The 14,838-nt window shown below is 66.2% G+C and carries 16 protein-coding genes; 5 read left to right on the top strand and 11 right to left on the bottom strand.

All coding sequences use genetic code 11. The features are described 5' to 3' along the window. Nucleotides 1-444: 444 nt before the first annotated feature. Nucleotides 445-1,566 (top strand): porin, encoded by a 1,122-nt coding sequence (locus tag HWW87_RS19760; protein ID WP_175821754.1) that lies wholly within the window; start codon nucleotides 445-447, stop codon nucleotides 1,564-1,566. Between the two features lie 176 nt (nucleotides 1,567-1,742). Here HWW87_RS19760 and HWW87_RS19755 read toward each other — a convergent pair whose 3' ends face one another. Next, nucleotides 1,743-2,141, bottom strand: a complete 399-nt coding sequence (locus HWW87_RS19755) for a GreA/GreB family elongation factor (RefSeq protein WP_006486027.1) — start codon at nucleotides 2,139-2,141, stop codon at nucleotides 1,743-1,745. A 514-nt stretch (nucleotides 2,142-2,655) separates the two neighbouring features. Between HWW87_RS19755 and HWW87_RS19750 the strand changes: the two genes are divergently transcribed. Continuing rightward, a complete protein-coding gene (locus HWW87_RS19750; RefSeq protein WP_174387856.1) occupies nucleotides 2,656-2,985 on the top strand; it encodes a DUF4148 domain-containing protein in 330 nt (109 codons plus the stop codon). 159 nt (nucleotides 2,986-3,144) lie between these two features. Here HWW87_RS19750 and HWW87_RS19745 read toward each other — a convergent pair whose 3' ends face one another. Further along, a complete protein-coding gene (locus tag HWW87_RS19745) occupies nucleotides 3,145-3,606 on the bottom strand; it encodes a CBS domain-containing protein (protein WP_174431480.1) in 462 nt (153 codons plus the stop codon). 177 nt (nucleotides 3,607-3,783) lie between these two features. Between HWW87_RS19745 and ribA the strand changes: the two genes are divergently transcribed. Then, the gene (gene ribA, locus HWW87_RS19740; protein ID WP_175821753.1) at nucleotides 3,784-4,434 is read left to right on the top strand and encodes a GTP cyclohydrolase II; all 651 of its coding nucleotides are present in this window, start codon (nucleotides 3,784-3,786) and stop codon (nucleotides 4,432-4,434) included. Nucleotides 4,435-4,708: 274 nt separating this feature from the next. On the opposite strand, the gene HWW87_RS19735 is transcribed toward ribA, so the two are convergent. Next, nucleotides 4,709-5,095 (bottom strand): VOC family protein, encoded by a 387-nt coding sequence (locus tag HWW87_RS19735; protein ID WP_175821752.1) that lies wholly within the window; start codon nucleotides 5,093-5,095, stop codon nucleotides 4,709-4,711. 300 nt (nucleotides 5,096-5,395) lie between these two features. Between HWW87_RS19735 and HWW87_RS19730 the strand changes: the two genes are divergently transcribed. Further along, complete coding sequence (locus HWW87_RS19730) at nucleotides 5,396-5,686, top strand: hypothetical protein (RefSeq protein ID WP_175821751.1); 291 nt, start codon at nucleotides 5,396-5,398, stop codon at nucleotides 5,684-5,686. Between the two features lie 203 nt (nucleotides 5,687-5,889). Here HWW87_RS19730 and HWW87_RS19725 read toward each other — a convergent pair whose 3' ends face one another. The 3 genes from HWW87_RS19725 to HWW87_RS19715 all read right to left on the bottom strand — a co-directional run bounded on the left by HWW87_RS19725 (nucleotide 5,890) and on the right by HWW87_RS19715 (nucleotide 7,968). Then, the gene (locus HWW87_RS19725; protein ID WP_175821750.1) at nucleotides 5,890-6,654 is read right to left on the bottom strand and encodes a hypothetical protein; all 765 of its coding nucleotides are present in this window, start codon (nucleotides 6,652-6,654) and stop codon (nucleotides 5,890-5,892) included. 51 nt (nucleotides 6,655-6,705) lie between these two features. After that, a complete protein-coding gene (locus tag HWW87_RS19720) occupies nucleotides 6,706-7,314 on the bottom strand; it encodes an acyl-homoserine-lactone synthase (protein ID WP_175821749.1) in 609 nt (202 codons plus the stop codon). A gap of 210 nt (nucleotides 7,315-7,524) precedes the next feature. Then, complete coding sequence (locus HWW87_RS19715) at nucleotides 7,525-7,968, bottom strand: DUF4902 domain-containing protein (RefSeq protein WP_175821748.1); 444 nt, start codon at nucleotides 7,966-7,968, stop codon at nucleotides 7,525-7,527. An 89-nt stretch (nucleotides 7,969-8,057) separates the two neighbouring features. On the opposite strand from HWW87_RS19715, the gene HWW87_RS19710 reads away from it, so the two are divergent. Continuing rightward, nucleotides 8,058-8,777 carry an autoinducer binding domain-containing protein gene (locus HWW87_RS19710; RefSeq protein WP_175821747.1) on the top strand — a complete coding sequence of 240 codons (720 nt, stop codon included), beginning with the start codon at nucleotides 8,058-8,060 and terminating at the stop codon, nucleotides 8,775-8,777. A 49-nt stretch (nucleotides 8,778-8,826) separates the two neighbouring features. Here HWW87_RS19710 and HWW87_RS19705 read toward each other — a convergent pair whose 3' ends face one another. The 5 genes from HWW87_RS19705 to HWW87_RS19685 all read right to left on the bottom strand — a co-directional run bounded on the left by HWW87_RS19705 (nucleotide 8,827) and on the right by HWW87_RS19685 (nucleotide 14,764). Further along, on the bottom strand, nucleotides 8,827-9,534 hold the full coding sequence (locus HWW87_RS19705; RefSeq protein ID WP_069619275.1) for an MgtC/SapB family protein: 708 nt from the start codon (nucleotides 9,532-9,534) through the stop codon (nucleotides 8,827-8,829). Nucleotides 9,535-9,837: 303 nt separating this feature from the next. Then, nucleotides 9,838-11,382, bottom strand: coding sequence for a TolC family protein (locus HWW87_RS19700; protein WP_175821746.1), 1,545 nt, complete (start codon nucleotides 11,380-11,382; stop codon nucleotides 9,838-9,840). Then, on the bottom strand, nucleotides 11,369-13,444 hold the full coding sequence (locus HWW87_RS19695; protein WP_175821745.1) for an FUSC family protein: 2,076 nt from the start codon (nucleotides 13,442-13,444) through the stop codon (nucleotides 11,369-11,371). Before HWW87_RS19695 ends, HWW87_RS19700 begins: the two co-directional genes overlap by 14 nt. Next, on the bottom strand, nucleotides 13,425-14,474 hold the full coding sequence (mdtN, locus tag HWW87_RS19690) for a multidrug transporter subunit MdtN (protein ID WP_175821744.1): 1,050 nt from the start codon (nucleotides 14,472-14,474) through the stop codon (nucleotides 13,425-13,427). The genes HWW87_RS19695 and mdtN overlap by 20 nt, the downstream gene beginning before the upstream one ends. After that, nucleotides 14,471-14,764, bottom strand: a complete 294-nt coding sequence (locus HWW87_RS19685; protein WP_175821743.1) for a hypothetical protein — start codon at nucleotides 14,762-14,764, stop codon at nucleotides 14,471-14,473. Before HWW87_RS19685 ends, mdtN begins: the two co-directional genes overlap by 4 nt. Nucleotides 14,765-14,838 lie beyond the last annotated feature (74 nt).

Raw genomic sequence — 14,838 nt, 5'->3', positions numbered from 1 at the left:
CGCCGGGGCACGGGCGTCGCTTGCTGTTTACGGTCGACGGGGACGTTGTAGATGCGGGACGGCCAATATTTGAGATCGAATCGGGTAGGAATTACCGATTTGGGGTGCCGAACCGAATCCGTTTGTTGTTTCTATGCAACCGTCAAGACGATGACATGTAAGAATGGTGCGATGAAAGCCTTCAAAAAGACCTCGTCAAGAAGTCAAAAACAAACGTTAAAACAAATACTTATGACGCGGCCCCACTTTCATTATTTCTAGTTCTGGAAAAGCTTATTTCTTTATTTGCGGATCGCTCCCCTAGGGTACACCCCTAAACTCACGGTTCCCAAACGGGCAACTATCCGGGCGCCGCCAGCAGGACCGATGGCGCTCCCGGGCGGTTGAAGACCGTTTATGAACAAGGTCGCGAGACCTGCCTCTTTTTAGAAGGGAGCTCCACGAATGAACAAGACTCTGATCGTTGCAGCAGCTGCAGCATCGTTCGCTACCGTCGCTCACGCGCAAAGCAGCGTCACGCTGTACGGCGTGCTGGACGCAGGCATCACCTACACGAGCAACGTCCAGCCGGCACTCGGCCAAGCTGGCAAGTCGCGTTGGGCGATGGGTTCGGGCATTGACCAGAGCCGTTTCGGCCTGCGTGGCTCGGAAGACCTGGGTGGCGGCCTGAAGGCAATCTTCACGTTGGAAAGCGGCTTCAACATCGGTAACGGCCGCTTCGCAAACGGCAACGGCGGCATGTTCAACCGCCAGGCTTTCGTTGGCCTGTCGAGCCAGTACGGCACGGTCACGCTGGGTAAGCAGTATGACGCAACGCAAGACTACCTGGCGCCGCTGACGGCAACGGGCTCGTGGGGCGGCACGTACTTCGCGCACCCGCTGAACCTCGACCGTCTGAGCACGAACGGTGATGTCGCACAGAACAACACCATCAAGTTCACGAGCGCGAACTACGCTGGCCTGCAATTCGGCGGCACGTACTCGTTCTCGAACAACACGAACTTCGGCAACAACCGTGCGTACAGCGCAGGTGCTGCATACCAGTTCCAAGGTCTGAAGCTGGCTGCTGCATACTCGCAAGCGAACCTGGGTGACGGTACGAACGCAAACGGCGCAACGTCGTCGGCGATCGGTGGCATCGCTAACCAAGGCCGTGTCCGCACGTACGGTGCTGCTGCTGGCTACGCATTCGGCCCGGCACAAGTCGGCGCTGCATGGACGCAAGCACGTCTCGACAACAACGCAGTTGGTCTGGGCACGCTGCGCACCGACAACTACGAAGTCAACGCAAAGTACAACCTGACGCCGGCTCTCGGCCTGGGTGCTGCTTACACGTACACGAACGCGAAGATCAACAACGGCAGCACGCACTGGAACCAGTTCGGCCTGCAAGCTGACTACGCACTGTCGAAGCGCACGGACGTCTACGCACAAGCTGTGTACCAGCGTGCAGCGAAGAACGGCATCGGCGCGTCGATCTACAACGGCAACAGCTTCAACGACAACCTGCCGAGCTCGTCGATCAACCAAACCGCAGCAACGGTTGGTCTGCGTCACCGCTTCTAAGCGTGACGGGCGGGGTAACCCGCTCCGCAGCATCGAAAAGGCGCCTTCGGGCGCCTTTTTTTCGTGTGCAGAAGGCGATGACGATAATCCGGATCGTCCGGATGCAAAAAAGCGAGGCCTGTGCCTCGCTTTTTTCGTTTTGCGTCCGTATGGCGCGGCGCTGGCCGGCCGGTGGCTCAGCGCGTGTATTCGCCGTTGGCTTCCGGCTGGAACACGATCGCGGCGACCTTCATCAGCTTTTCGGCGCCGCTCGGCTGCATCACCTTGACCATCTGGCCGCGTTGCGTGCCCAGCAGCGCCATGCCGACGGGCGAGAAGACGTTCAGGCGTCCGAGTTCGAGGTTGGCGGCATCCGGATAAACAATCGTCCAGGTGGCCTGTTCCTGGGTCGCTTCGTCGAGCAGCGTGATTTGCGAGTTCATCGTGACGACGTTCGCCTTGATGGCGTCGGGCTGGACGATATCGGCGCGTTCGAGCAGCGTGTCGAGCATCGTCTGGAAGCGCGGGTTGTGCTCGGCGTGCTTTTCGAGGCGAGCGACGTCGAGTTCGGTCAGCTGGTAAAGGCGTTGTTTCATGGTGGTTCTCCAAATGATCGGCAGGGGGCAGGCGTGGCGTGCCTATGAGGATCGCCCGGAGCCTGTCTAACCTGGCTCCGGGTGGAGACCGAGCGGTCAGATCAGGCGCCGGGCAGGGGCGAGCGGCGCCTGGGCCGTGCGTCGAACGAGGGGATGCGCCGGCTGGCCGGCGCGCGCGCGCACGCCGGCCGGGCCGGACGGCGAAACCGAAAGGGGCGTGAGCGCGTACATGGTGGATGGAATATCGACTGGCGAATAAAACCTTACGATTCTACAACACAACCTTCCGGACATGTGATCCGACTGTTGGCGTTTCGTCAGCGATTGTTGTGTAGATGAAGCAAGTGGCAGCGACCCTGTCCGGAAACAGTGGGCGATATTTTCCAAAAATGCAACGCTGTATATTCAAACTAAGGGTTTCCCCTTGGAATGGCGGGCACTACACTGAATTCAATCGCTTCAGACAAGTCGTGCCGAGGCGACGTCAAAAGAGAACATATTCCGGAGGTAAATCATGAAGTCGATCATCTACGCAGCCATTGCCGCATCCGTCCTTGCCGCTCCGATTGCATCGTTCGCGCAGTCCGAGCAGGGGTTGACCCGCGCTCAGGTCAAGGCCGACCTCGTGCAACTCGAGCAGAACGGCTACAAGCCGCTGGCGAGCGATTCGCAATATCCGAGCGACATCCAGGCCGCCGAGCAGCGTATCCAGCCGAACCAGCCGATGCTCGCGCAAGCCGATACGAGCGGCTACGGTGCCGTGGCGACGGGTGCCGCGCAAGGCGGCCGCCGCGTGACGCGCGAAGCGCCGAATCCCGTGAATTCGGTCTACTTCGGTAACTGATTGAACACCCCGCGGGTCTGCCCGAGTGCACCGCTGAATTGACGAGACGCGCGCCAGTCGCGCGCGCCGTTCGCCCGCAGGAGCAGAACCTCCGTCGCCGCACGCCGGCGGCTTTCCGCCCAGACGCTGATGCGTTTGGGCCTTTTTCGCTGGGGCGGATCAGACGGACGTGACGTTAGGCGTGCCGTGGATATAGTGTTCGAGCTGGCTGATCGTGAATTGCTGATCGGCAATCACGCTCTTCACGAGGTCGCCGATCGAGATGAGGCCGACCAGCTTGCCGTCGTCGAGCACGGGCAAGTGGCGCATCCGGTGCTCGGTCATCAGCGCCATGCACTCGTCGGTGGATTGCGACGGTTCGACGTAGCGGACCTTCGCCGTCATGATTTCCTCGACGCGGGTGGCTTTCGACGAGCGGTCCTGCAGGACGATCTTGCGCGCGTAGTCGCGCTCGGTGACGATGCCCGCGATGTCGTCGCCGTCCACGACGAGTAGTGCACCGATGCCCTTTTCCGCCATCAGCTTGATGGCGTCGTAGACGAGATCGGTCTTCGTGACGGTGTAGATGGTGCGGCCCGAATCCGGCTTGGCCTTGAGAATCTGCGCGACAGTCGTGCTCATTCGCTTTCTCCGTATGCAGGTCGATGCAGGGCAGGCGGGACGTGATGCGCGTCACCCGGTGAGCCCAGTATAGCCGGGCGGGCGGCGGCAGTCGCGTGACGTTTCCAGATTAGCGGTAAACTCCCGTCACGCACCATCCACACAACTCCTACATTCCTGAACGTTTCGATTGAATTCATGATGTCTTCGCGTCCCCAATCGCCCACGCCGGGCAATGGCCAGGCCGACGAGTGCGTGACGCTCGTCGCCACAGCGTCGCTGCCTACGCGCTACGGTACGTTCACGTCATACGCATTTCGCGTATCGGGCAGCGATGCCGAACATCTCGCGCTCGTGATGGGCGACATGACAGGCGAGCAGTCCGTGCTGACCCGGCTGCATTCCGAATGCCTGACCGGTGACGTGTTCGGCTCGTACCGCTGCGATTGCGGCGAGCAACTCGATCTCGCATTGCGTTACATCGCGGCCGAAGACCGCGGCGTGCTGCTGTATCTGCGCGGCCACGAAGGCCGCGGCATCGGCCTGAGCAACAAGATCCGCGCCTACGCGTTGCAGGAGCAGGGGCGCGATACCGTCGAGGCGAACCTCGATCTCGGGCTGCCCGATGATGCTCGCGAATACGATTCGGCCGCCGCGATCCTGCGCATCCTCGGCGTGACGTCGGTGCGGCTGATGAGCAACAATCCGAAGAAGTTCGATACGCTCGTGAAGCACGGTATTCCCGTCTGCGAGCGCGTGGCGCTCGCGGTGCCCGTGCGCGAGGAAAACGAGCGTTATATCCGCACGAAGCAGACGAAGTTCGGGCATTACTTCGAAGAAAACGAGTAACTGGAGTGGGCGCGCCGGCGCCCGTTTCTCGTCATCTGTTCTTCCGATCGTTGCGGGTACAAGCGACGATCGCGATTTCCTCCCTCTCATTCGTTCCGGTTCCGGGTTCGTGACGTCAGCTGCGTTGCACCCGCGTCCGTCCGTTCCGTACTCCCGTGACGATCACGCCGTCGAATCGATATCGACCGCCTGACGCTGCATCGTCGGCGATCGGCGGATGCGCTATCGCCCGGGTAGCCACGCCGGCGTGCAACGGCTCACGCGTATCTGCCTGTCAGCGCCACGTGCCGTTCTGCAACACGATCCGGTAGCCGTCGGCATCCTCGAAGGTCTGGCCTGATATTTCCCAGTACGGATTGAACGACGTCACCGGCATGAAGCCGTGTGCGGTCGCGCGCTCGCAGGCCGCTTCCCATTCCGGACGATCGGGCAGGTAGAACACGATCAGGTCCTCGGGCGTCGGTGACGGCGCGATCGGATGGTCGGGGCAGTGCGTGAACTCGAAGTGATGGTCGAGGCCTTCGCGTCCGAGGATCACGCCGGAAAAGCCGTCGTGATCCTCGAAGCGCGCGAGGACCGACAAGTCGAGGGCGTCGCGATACATGCGCTCGGTGCGGGCGAGGTTGCTGACCGGGCGGGCAATGCGCAGATGGGCGTGCAAGATGGCCTCGGCGGGAAGTGGCGGGCCGGTCAATGATAAGCCGGCCGATCCGGATTGAGCGAGGCAAGCGAATCGTGTTTCCGGCGATACTCGCCGTATCGAACGATATCGATTCGGCTCGGCCAAACGGATCGAATTGTCGAGCCTCGTTTCGCGAAAGAAAAAACATGACACTTCTCGATCCTGTGTGGGCACCCCGCGTCGCAGCGGCCACTCGTCAGCAAGACCTTCGAATGCATGCGTTCGGCAGCGCCTGCCGCACGACGCGCGGATACGCGCATGCCGGGCGGGAGGTGACGAATGGGTAAGCCCGATCTGCGTCGGCCGGTTGCCGGACCTTATCGTCAGTCGCGATGGGCGGCCGGACTGGAGGCCGCTTTCGGATGGGTGGCAAAGGGGACGTTGGTACTGGCCGGGCTGGCAATGGTCGCGTTGGCGGCGCTGACGGGCGACGTCGGCGCCCTGGCGGACCTGCCGTCGACCAGGAAGGGCTGGTTGTACCTGCTGCTGATAGTGGTCGTGGCGGTCGCGCTGATATTTGCGGTGCATCACTACTGGCTACGCCCGGCCGGCGTGCGTCCGGCAGGCTAGCGGGAGCGGAAAATGATATGGCCCCGAAATCCGCGCCGGCAATAAAAAAGCCCGCTGCTTGAGCGGGCTGAATCCATGTTTGGAGACATGGAGGAGACAGACGTAAATTTAAGGGAAAACCCGGACGCTTGCAAGCCCTCGTTGTATCCGCACAACTTGCCGCCGCGCAGCCCGCCTGGTGGCCGCGCGCGGCCTGGCCTCATTTACATGCAGGCGGCCCGTGCATGCGCCGCGAACCCGCCGAACCGCTCTTGCGCGACCGGCAGCGCATATTTGCTGCGCATCTCCGTCTCGATCCATGCACACGCCTCGCGCGCGCAGTCGGTCAATGCGTGCCGCGTCGCATGCCCGTCGATGTCGTAGACGAAACGCACGCCGACCTCGTCATCGTCAACCTGTCGTTCGAGCTGATTGAGCTGCAGTTGCGGCCCGTGCTGTTGCGACAGTGCGCGCAGTTCGTCGAAGTGATATTCGAGCCAGTCCGCGAAGAACAGCGCGTCGCTGTGGCAGGGCAGGCGGAAAGCCGCGCTGCGCGACGGGCGCGCGGGGGTTTCGCCGGCCGCCGCATGCGGTTCGCGGTCGATGGCGACGGGCAGATCGACCGGCGCGAGCGGATGCCGAATCCGCCGGTACGGCTCTCGATCGCGCAATGCGTGCCACAGCAATTCGTCGCCGGCGGCGCCGGACGGCTGCATCGTCAGGTCGTGCCGGCCGTCGCCGATCGCGGCGATATCGCGGATCACGAGGCGCAGCGAGCACAGCGGCTCGTCCGCGACCAGCAGGGTGGCCGGGCGCGGCAGCCCGCACACGAGCGGCGCGGCGCCGGCGGCACGAAACACGAGCCCGCGGCGATCGAGCCGCACGAGCGGCAACGGCCTGGGAAACGACGGATAGGCGACCGCGATGCGGGCGCCGCCGGCGCTCGTCAACCCGGGCATCATCGCGCGAAAGACCTGGGACTGGTCCACGTTGGTTCTCCTTCGTTACGATTCCACCCGGACGGAAACGTGCGTTCCGGCTCAGGCGGCGATAGCTTGCCGGGTGGCCTGCCCCGGCTCGATTCCTAGCGCAGCAAACGTTTGCGGATCGATGTCGATCCAGCACGCGACCACCAGACGTCCGTCTACCTGCTTCGGCGGGCCTGCGCGGTGCGCGTGTATGCCGATCCGGCGGAACAGCCGCTCCATGCTCGCGAACGTCACGCCGATCAACTGCCGCGCGCCGAGCTGCGCCGCGCATTCGACGACGGCCGCGAGCATCGGGCGCACCGCCCATTCGGCGTTGCCCGCCCCGCCTTCGTCGTCGGTCGCCGCGAATCGGGACAACTCCCAGACGGCGGCCGATTGCGGCAGCGGCATGTCCTCGGCGACCAGGTCGGCGAACAGCGACTTCAGCAGATACGGGCGCGTCGTCGGCAGCAGGCGCGCACATCCGCACATGTCGCCGGCGGCGTTTCGCGCGAACACGTAGACGGTATCGTCGCGATCGAACTGGTCACGCTCGAAACTTTCGTTCGCCGATGGGAGCGCCCAACCGAGCTGCTCGACGAACACACGGCGCCGATAGCGCCCGATATCCGCCGCGAGTGCGTGTGGCAACCGCCCTTCCTCGTGAACGAAGGTCTGCATGGATGTCCTCGGATCTGTGCTTTTGTATGCACGCATTACAGCGCGCGGCACGAGGAGCCTGTAACTGGTAACTCTTACAGGGTGACGTCGTAAAGACGCCATTTGCGTGGTGGTAACGGTTTCTTGATCGACGGGATTGAAAACCGGGCCGCTTTTGCTTATAAAGAGCGCCAGTCTTGCAAAATCGTCAGAGGAATGCGCGGCCAGTTGTCACTGGAGCGTGGGACCGGCATGATAGGCGTCGTTGTGCCCGAGCAGGGCGGACGCGACCGCGGCAGGCCAGTCGATCGCGGCGAGCCGCGCGGCGAGCGCGGCGGCGGTGCGGAACATGCCGATGTCGGCGCCCTTGGCGTCGATGGCCATCACGTTGCTGCGGACGTCGCCGCCCGCGATCACGAACGTGCCCGTCGCGCGTTCGAGGTACCAGTCCCAGCCGACCGTCACGTAGGCGACGCCGGCACCGGCCGCGCGATGCCATTCGGTATAGCCGGCGAGGCGGGCATCGATCGCGTTGTCGCGCAGTTCGGCCAGCAGCGAGGGGTCGAGGCCGCTCGCGACATGGTCGAGCACGAGTGCGGCCAGTGCGCCTTCTGACAGGCGTACGTAGCCGTCCGGGGACGGGCCGGGGACAGGGTGCAGCAAGGGTGAAGTCATGCGCGGAATGTATCAGCCTCGAATGGGTGCTGGAACCTGACAAGTATGACAGCGTGAAAGTATGACAGCGTGACGTTGTCGGAGAAAGAATGGAACTGCGCTGGCAGGATGCCTACCAACAATTCAGCGCCGCGGAAGACGAGCAGCAGCTCTTCCAGCGGATCGCCGCCTATTCCAGGCGGCTGGGATTCGAATATTGCTGTTACGGCATTCGCGTACCGCTGCCCGTTTCGAAGCCGGCGGTCGCCATCTTCAATACCTATCCGGACGGCTGGATGGCGCACTATCAGGCGCAGAACTATATCGAGATCGACTCGACGGTTCGCGACGGCGCGCTCAGCACCAACATGATCGTCTGGCCGGACGTCGATAACATCGACCCATGCCCGCTGTGGCAGGACGCGCGCGATTTCGGGCTGTCGGTGGGCGTCGCGCAGTCGAGCTGGGCGTCGCGCGGCGCGTTCGGCCTGCTGAGCATTGCCCGTCATGCCGACCGGCTGACGCCGGCCGAGATCAACATGCTGACGCTGCAGACGAACTGGCTCGCGAACCTGTCGCATTCGCTGATGAGCCGCTTCATGGTGCCGAAGCTGTCGCCCGCGGCGGGCGTCACGCTGACCGCGCGCGAGCGCGAGGTGCTGTGCTGGACGGCCGAGGGCAAGACCGCGTGCGAAATCGGCCAGATCCTCAGCATCTCGGAGCGGACGGTCAACTTCCACGTGAACAACATCCTCGAGAAGCTCGGCGCGACCAACAAGGTCCAGGCGGTCGTCAAGGCGATCTCGGCCGGGCTCATCGAGGCACCCTGACATCACGCGACGGCGGCGCCGTCGCCGGATGCGGCGGCCGCCACGCGGCTCACTCCATCATCGGCTCCGCTTCCTTCGCGGTCCAGCTCACGCTGGAAATGCTTTTCTCCATGCTCATCCGGCTCGCGATCTGCTCGAGCTTCTGCTGATCCTTCGGATGCAGCTTCAGCGTCGCGGTCACCTTCAGCCGGTCCGGCTGCTCGGGCACGTCCTCGCTCGTGAGGCTCTGGAACGACAGCGGCTTCGCATACATCGCGTTCGACAGCAGCGTGCGGATGTGTACTTCGTCGGCGGCGAGGCAGATCACGGTGATCTGGTATTCGCGCACGAGATCGGCATTCGAGACGGGCGTCGCGTTGATGGCCTGGCTGACGCCGCGCAGCACCGTATTGGTGAGCAGCACGACGCCCGTGCCGGCGAGCGCGGGCACGTAGTGGCCGGAGCCGGCCAGTACGCCGACGGCGGCCGAGCACCATAGCGTCGCGGCCGTGTTGATGCCCTGGATCGAACCCTTGTCGCGCATGATCACGCCGCCGCCGAGAAAGCCGACGCCCGACACGACGTACGCGGCGATCTGCGTGACGCCCGCGACGCCGTTGCCGGTCAGCACGCCGAGCGTGACGAACAGGCACGCGCCGCTCGCGACGAGCGTGATGGTGCGCAGGCCGGCCGTGCGCTGGCGCATCTGGCGCTCGAGGCCGATGGCGACGCCGCAGGCGAACGCGGTGAAAAGACGGAGTGCGAAATCGAAAGTCATGGTTGTCCTGCCGTACGAGAAGCGCATGCCGGCTCGCGTCGCCGCGGCGCAAGGCCGAAGGCGACGCGGCGATAGCCGTCATCGCGCGGTACTGTACTGCGCGAATGCGTCATTCAATGTGAAACGGATGGCGTGCGGCTCGCGGAACGCGAGCCGGGGCAGGAGAACTGCGGCGGACAGGCGTTCAGGCGGCAAGCGGCGCACGCAACGGAGTGCTGCAACTGTCCACGATGGTTCCTGAAGGAAGAATGGGCGGCATTCTAGTGGGCGGCGCGCGCCCGCGTCAACCGCCTTGCGGCGGCGCTACTGCGCCGAGCCGATCGTCCCCGTCGCGAGCGCGAGCGCGGCGGCGGCCGACAAGGCGCCGGCATAGCTGTCGACTTCCGCGTTGCGCGCGGCGAGCAACTGGCTTTGCGCGATCGTCGCATCGGTGACCGAGCCGACGCCGTTCCGGTACGCGGTCAGCGCTGCGTCGTAGCTGGTTTGCGCGGCATCGACGAGCGCCTTCGCGGCGTCGTGCGACGCCAGGCTCGTCTGCACCGCGTTCTGCGCGGCGACGACCTGGCGCACGGCTTCCTCCTTGGTCCGCGTGAGGCGCGCGGAGGCGCTTTCCGCGTCGTTGCGTGCCTGCATCAATATGGCCGAGCGCAGGCCGCCGTCGTACAGCGGGATCGTCACGCCGAGGAACACGCCGCCGCCGTAGCGGCTGCCGTTCAGGTTGACGGTCGGCGCCTGGTCGCCGATCGCGGGCAGCGCGGAGATGGCCGTGCCGCCGCTCGCATACGACGTCGACGCGGACAGGAAAATCTTCGGCATGAACGCGGCTTGAGCCGCCTTGATCTTCGCGCGATTGGCCTTTTCGACCGCGAACGCGCCCTGCAGGTCGGGGCGGCGCGCGATCGCGTCCGACACGATTGCGTCGACCGACGAACCGAGCGCGGGCGGCAGCGGCCGCTTCGGCAGCGCGGCGATCGTCGGCTTCGACAGCGGCGAGATGCCGAGCGCGGAGACGAGGGCGAGGTAGCTGTCGCTCTCGGCGCCGTTCGCCTGCACGAGCGCGAGGTTCGCCTGCGCGCGGTTCTGCGTCGCCTGCGCGAGCTCGACGACCGTGCCGACGCCGTGCTTGAGCCGCGCGCGGGACGCGGCGAGGATCGCATCCGCGTTCGTGAGTCCCTGTTGCGCGCTCAGCGCGCGCGAGCGTGCGGCTTCGTAGCGGTAGTACGAGACCGTCACGTCGTGGATCACCTGCTGGTGCACGGCCGTGAACGCGACGTTCGATGCGATCGACGCCTGTTCGGCCGCTTCGACGCGCGCCGCGCGGCCGCCGAAATCGAACAGCAGCCATTGCAGCGACAGCGCCGAAATCGTGCCGTGCACGGTGGTGTTGCTCGATGAATCGCCGAGGATCGTCGACGTCGAGCCGTGGTTCGCCTGGTACGCGCCCATTGCGGTGGCCGACAGGCGCGGCAGATAGGCGGATTTGGCGAGGCCGACCGCGAGCGCCGCGTTGCGCGCGTCGTTCCATGCGATGCGGGTCAGCGGGTTCGCAGATTCCGCGAGATCGATCAGTTCGGGCAGCGTGTACGCGTGCGCGGCATCGAGTGCGGCCGGCGCCGAAATCGACGCGAGCGCCGGCGATGCAGGCAGCGTGTAGTCGTGCGCACCTTGCGCGGACGCGCGCGGCGGCGCCGCCACGATGTCGCCCGCAGCCGACGTTTGCGGCTGCCACGGGCGGTCGGATGCCTCCGGCGCCAGATCGATCGACGACGTCGCGCAGCCGGCCAGCGCGACGGCGGTCGCGAGGGCAGCTACGGCGATCGAGGCGGCCGGCGGTTCAGGTCGACGCATGGGGGGCAGGCTCCTTCGGGGTGGCTTGACGGGCGTCGTCGGCGATATGCGCGAGCCGCGTGTCGATCAGGTTCAGCAGCGCATCGCGCGCGGGGTCGGTGGGGGCGGCGCTCGACGGCGCCGCCGGGGCATTCGTGCGGGGCGTGGTGTCGTCATCGCCCGGCGCAGTCACGCGCGCAAGCTGTGCGCCGATCGCCGCGTCGCCGGGTGTGCGTTCGGCGAGCAGGAACAGCGGGCCTTCGAGCGCACCGAGTTCCGCGAGTGCGCGCCGTCGCGTGGCGAGCCACGTCGCGGCCGGCCGCACCCACGACGGTTCGTAATGGACCAGGCCGAGTTCCTGCGAGATCGCCCCGTGACGCGCGAACGCGTCGGCCGCGAGCGTGCGCCGTTCGGCCGGCTGCGCAATCTGCGCGATGCGTCGCCACTGGTCGAGCAGCGCGGCGAACGCGACGTCGATCTGCTTGCCGATGCTGACGGGCCAGATGCGTGTGAACACGAGATACACGACGACGTTGCCGAGCAGGATGCCGATCGTACGGTCGCGGGCGATCGTCAGGTCGAAGCCGGGGCCGGCGCCCTGGATCACGCACAGGAAAAACGCGAACGCGACCTGGAAGCCCGCATACGCGATGCGTGGCGAGCCGAAGGCGATCCACGCGGACAGCCACGCGCCGGCGAACACCAGCGCCATCAGGTGGCCGACCGACGACAGCGCCGGCACGACGAACACGAGCGCGGCGGTGCCGAGCAATGCGCCGATGATGCAGCCGAAGATCCGCAGCGTGAGCTTCTCGACCGTTTCGGCCGTCGAGCCGAGCGACACGATGTAGCAGGTGACGACGCAGGTATGAATGCCCGACCAGTCGAGCTGCGAGTACAGCAGGTAGCAGAAGATCGCCGCGGCGGTCGTCTTCAGCGCATAGCGGATGTGGTCGGGATTGGTGCGTGCGTCGGGCAGGAAGAAGCCGCCGCGTGGGGCCGGTACTGGCGCGGCAACGGGTGCTTCAGGCGTGGCTGCAGCGGCGGCGGGCGTTGCGTTGGCCGAAGCCTGCGTCGCCGCATCGGCCGTCGGGGCCGTCGGCACCGTCGCGCCCGCCTCCGCGAAATGCGTGATCGCTGCCTGGAGATCGGTCGCGGCGATGCGCGCGAGCGGCGGCAGCGCGTCGGCGGGCGGCAGCGCGAGTGTCACGTCGACCGGGTAGCCGCCGCATTCGAGAATGGCGGCCATGTCGTCGAGCGTCGCGGCGATCGGCGTGGCGAACCCATCGGGCAGCCGCGCGTCCGGCTCGCGATCGGCCAGCGCGACGCCGACCATCAGCGCGGTGCTCGACGCGATGGCCTGTCGCAGCGCCGCGACGTCGGCGGCGGTCGACGAGCCTTCGAGCTTCGACAGCTTGAGCCACGTGAGCAACGGCTTGTCGCCTTCGCGCAGGCTCGCGTCGAACGCGGCACGGGCATCGTCGTCGCCGCGCAGTCGCCGTGCGGCGAGCCGCAGCCGCTTCGCGAGCTGCGCATGCGCAAGCTTGCGCGGCGACGGCGCGATCAGCAGGTTGACGACGATCGCCACGCCGACGGGGATCGCGATCGTCAGCCAGATGTACAGCAGCGCGCGGGTGGCGGCTTCGCCGAACGGCGCGAGGCCGAGCTGGTCGAGCCCGAAGCCGACGATCATCGCGAGGATCGCGCCCACCGGGCGCAGCTTGCTGGCGGAAGTCAGGTACAGGAGGGCGACCGACAGCACGGCCATGCACGCGACCCGCAGGATCGAATAATCGATGCTGAAGATCGCGATGCCGAGCACGAGCCCGATCACGATCGTGACGATCAGCAGCAGCGCGGCCGCGAGCACGACGCTCGTCACGCGGTCGGCGCGGATCATGAAGAACACGACGTACGCGGACAACGCGGCTTCGGGCGTGCCGTACGCGGCCGTCACGAGCGCGGTTAGCGCACAGATCAGCGCGACGCGCACGGCCATGGCCGTGCGCCCCGGAAACGGCGCGAGCAGCCGCAGGACTTCGCGCGGGCCCGGCGAGCGGACGTCAGCGGCAGGCTGAGCCATGCCGGACCTCGACGATCGCGCTCGCGCCGACACGCACGAGCTTGCCGTCGGGTTCGTCGAGCTTCACGCGCACGGGGAAGCGCTGCGCGACGTGCACCCAGTTCACCGAGTTCTGCACGATCGGCAGCGAGCGCGGCAGGTTGATGCGCGCGCTGTCCGCGATGCCGGCGCCGATGCCGACGACCTTGCCCGTCATCGGGCGGTCGCGGTCGATCATCGAATAGACGGTCGCGCAGTCGCCGACCGCGATGCGATTGAGCGACGTCTCGCGGAAATTGCCGACCGCGAACCATTCGCTCGCGTCGATCAGCGTGAAGATCGACTGGTTCGGCGCGAGGGTTTCGCCGGGAAGCACGCTCAGGCCCGTCACGAGCCCGTTGTGCGGCGCGCGCACGACTGTATCGTCGAGCGCATGCTGCGCGCGGGCCAGCGCGGCTTCGCGCGCGTGGAGCGTTGCGATCGCATCGGCGTCGTCGCCGATCGTCTGCGCAGATGCGCGCTGCTGCTCCTGCGCCTGCGCGAGCGAGACGGACGCGTCGCGCTGGCGCACCTTCGCCTGGTCGAACTGCTGCGCGCTGACGTAGCCCTGCGCGGCGAGCGGGGCAAGCCGGTTCACGTCGCGCGTCGCGAGATCGTAGTTCTGCGTCGCGCGCTTGACCTGCTCGGCGGCCACGGACGCATTCGAGCGCTCGCCGATCAGCGAACGGCGGCGCGTGTCGAGCGATGCGCGCGCGAGTTCGAGGTCGGCCTGCGCCTGCGCGACGGTCAGCCGGTACGGCACGGGGTCGATCACGTACAGCAGGTCGCCTTTCGCGACGCGCTGGTTTTCATGCACGGCGAGCTGCACGATGCGGCCGCCGACCGGCGACGCGACGTGCACGACATCCGCGTCGATCGACGCGTCGTCGGTGGACGGGTAGGCCGTCGTGCGGTGGTACGCGTACGCGAGCGCCGCGATGCCGAGCGCGACGATCGCGAGCGCGATCACGCGGCCTTTGACGGAGGGGCGGGCGATGCCGGCAGCCTTCATGCGAACGGCCCCGTGCCGGCGAGCCAGACGATCACGGCGACCACGAGCCCGATCGCGGTGCAGACGGCGAGCTGGTAGGGCACCGTCGCGGCCCAGCCGGTCGCGACGAACACGCGGTGCGCGACGATCGCACCGACGACGCCGACGATCGCGCTGACGAGCCACAGCGGGAAATACGCGCCGAACAGCACGTAGGACGGTGCACCGCGCGATGCGCAGCCCGCGAGCGGCAGGGCGGGCGCCAGGACGGCGGCGACGCGCAGGGGCGCGCGCGGCGTTGTTTTTCTCATGGTGTGACGAGCTCGACGTTGGGGGTGGATGCCGGGCGCGGCGCAATGCGGATCGTCGCGACCGGCCGGGCCGC

It is taken from the genome of Burkholderia sp. BCC0419 (genome assembly GCF_902830285.1).
Lineage (GTDB): Bacteria > Pseudomonadota > Gammaproteobacteria > Burkholderiales > Burkholderiaceae > Burkholderia.
The sequence above is the reverse complement of the archived record's forward strand: the minus strand, read 5'-3'. Positions and strand labels throughout refer to the sequence as shown.

Excerpts from the sequence above, each read along its gene's own strand:
- HWW87_RS19760 (WP_175821754.1), top strand. The coding sequence starts at position 445 with ATGAACAAGACTCTGATCGTTGCAGCAGCTGCAGCATCGTTCGCTACC.
- HWW87_RS19755 (WP_006486027.1), bottom strand. The coding sequence starts at position 2,141 with ATGAAACAACGCCTTTACCAGCTGACCGAACTCGACGTCGCTCGCCTC.
- HWW87_RS19750 (WP_174387856.1), top strand. The coding sequence starts at position 2,656 with ATGAAGTCGATCATCTACGCAGCCATTGCCGCATCCGTCCTTGCCGCT.
- HWW87_RS19745 (WP_174431480.1), bottom strand. The coding sequence starts at position 3,606 with ATGAGCACGACTGTCGCGCAGATTCTCAAGGCCAAGCCGGATTCGGGC.
- ribA (WP_175821753.1), top strand. The coding sequence starts at position 3,784 with ATGATGTCTTCGCGTCCCCAATCGCCCACGCCGGGCAATGGCCAGGCC.
- HWW87_RS19730 (WP_175821751.1), top strand. The coding sequence starts at position 5,396 with ATGGGTAAGCCCGATCTGCGTCGGCCGGTTGCCGGACCTTATCGTCAG.
- HWW87_RS19720 (WP_175821749.1), bottom strand. The coding sequence starts at position 7,314 with ATGCAGACCTTCGTTCACGAGGAAGGGCGGTTGCCACACGCACTCGCG.
- HWW87_RS19715 (WP_175821748.1), bottom strand. The coding sequence starts at position 7,968 with ATGACTTCACCCTTGCTGCACCCTGTCCCCGGCCCGTCCCCGGACGGC.
- HWW87_RS19710 (WP_175821747.1), top strand. The coding sequence starts at position 8,058 with ATGGAACTGCGCTGGCAGGATGCCTACCAACAATTCAGCGCCGCGGAA.
- HWW87_RS19705 (WP_069619275.1), bottom strand. The coding sequence starts at position 9,534 with ATGACTTTCGATTTCGCACTCCGTCTTTTCACCGCGTTCGCCTGCGGC.
- HWW87_RS19700 (WP_175821746.1), bottom strand. The coding sequence starts at position 11,382 with ATGCGTCGACCTGAACCGCCGGCCGCCTCGATCGCCGTAGCTGCCCTC.
- HWW87_RS19695 (WP_175821745.1), bottom strand. The coding sequence starts at position 13,444 with ATGGCTCAGCCTGCCGCTGACGTCCGCTCGCCGGGCCCGCGCGAAGTC.
- mdtN (WP_175821744.1), bottom strand. The coding sequence starts at position 14,474 with ATGAAGGCTGCCGGCATCGCCCGCCCCTCCGTCAAAGGCCGCGTGATC.
- HWW87_RS19685 (WP_175821743.1), bottom strand. The coding sequence starts at position 14,764 with ATGAGAAAAACAACGCCGCGCGCGCCCCTGCGCGTCGCCGCCGTCCTG.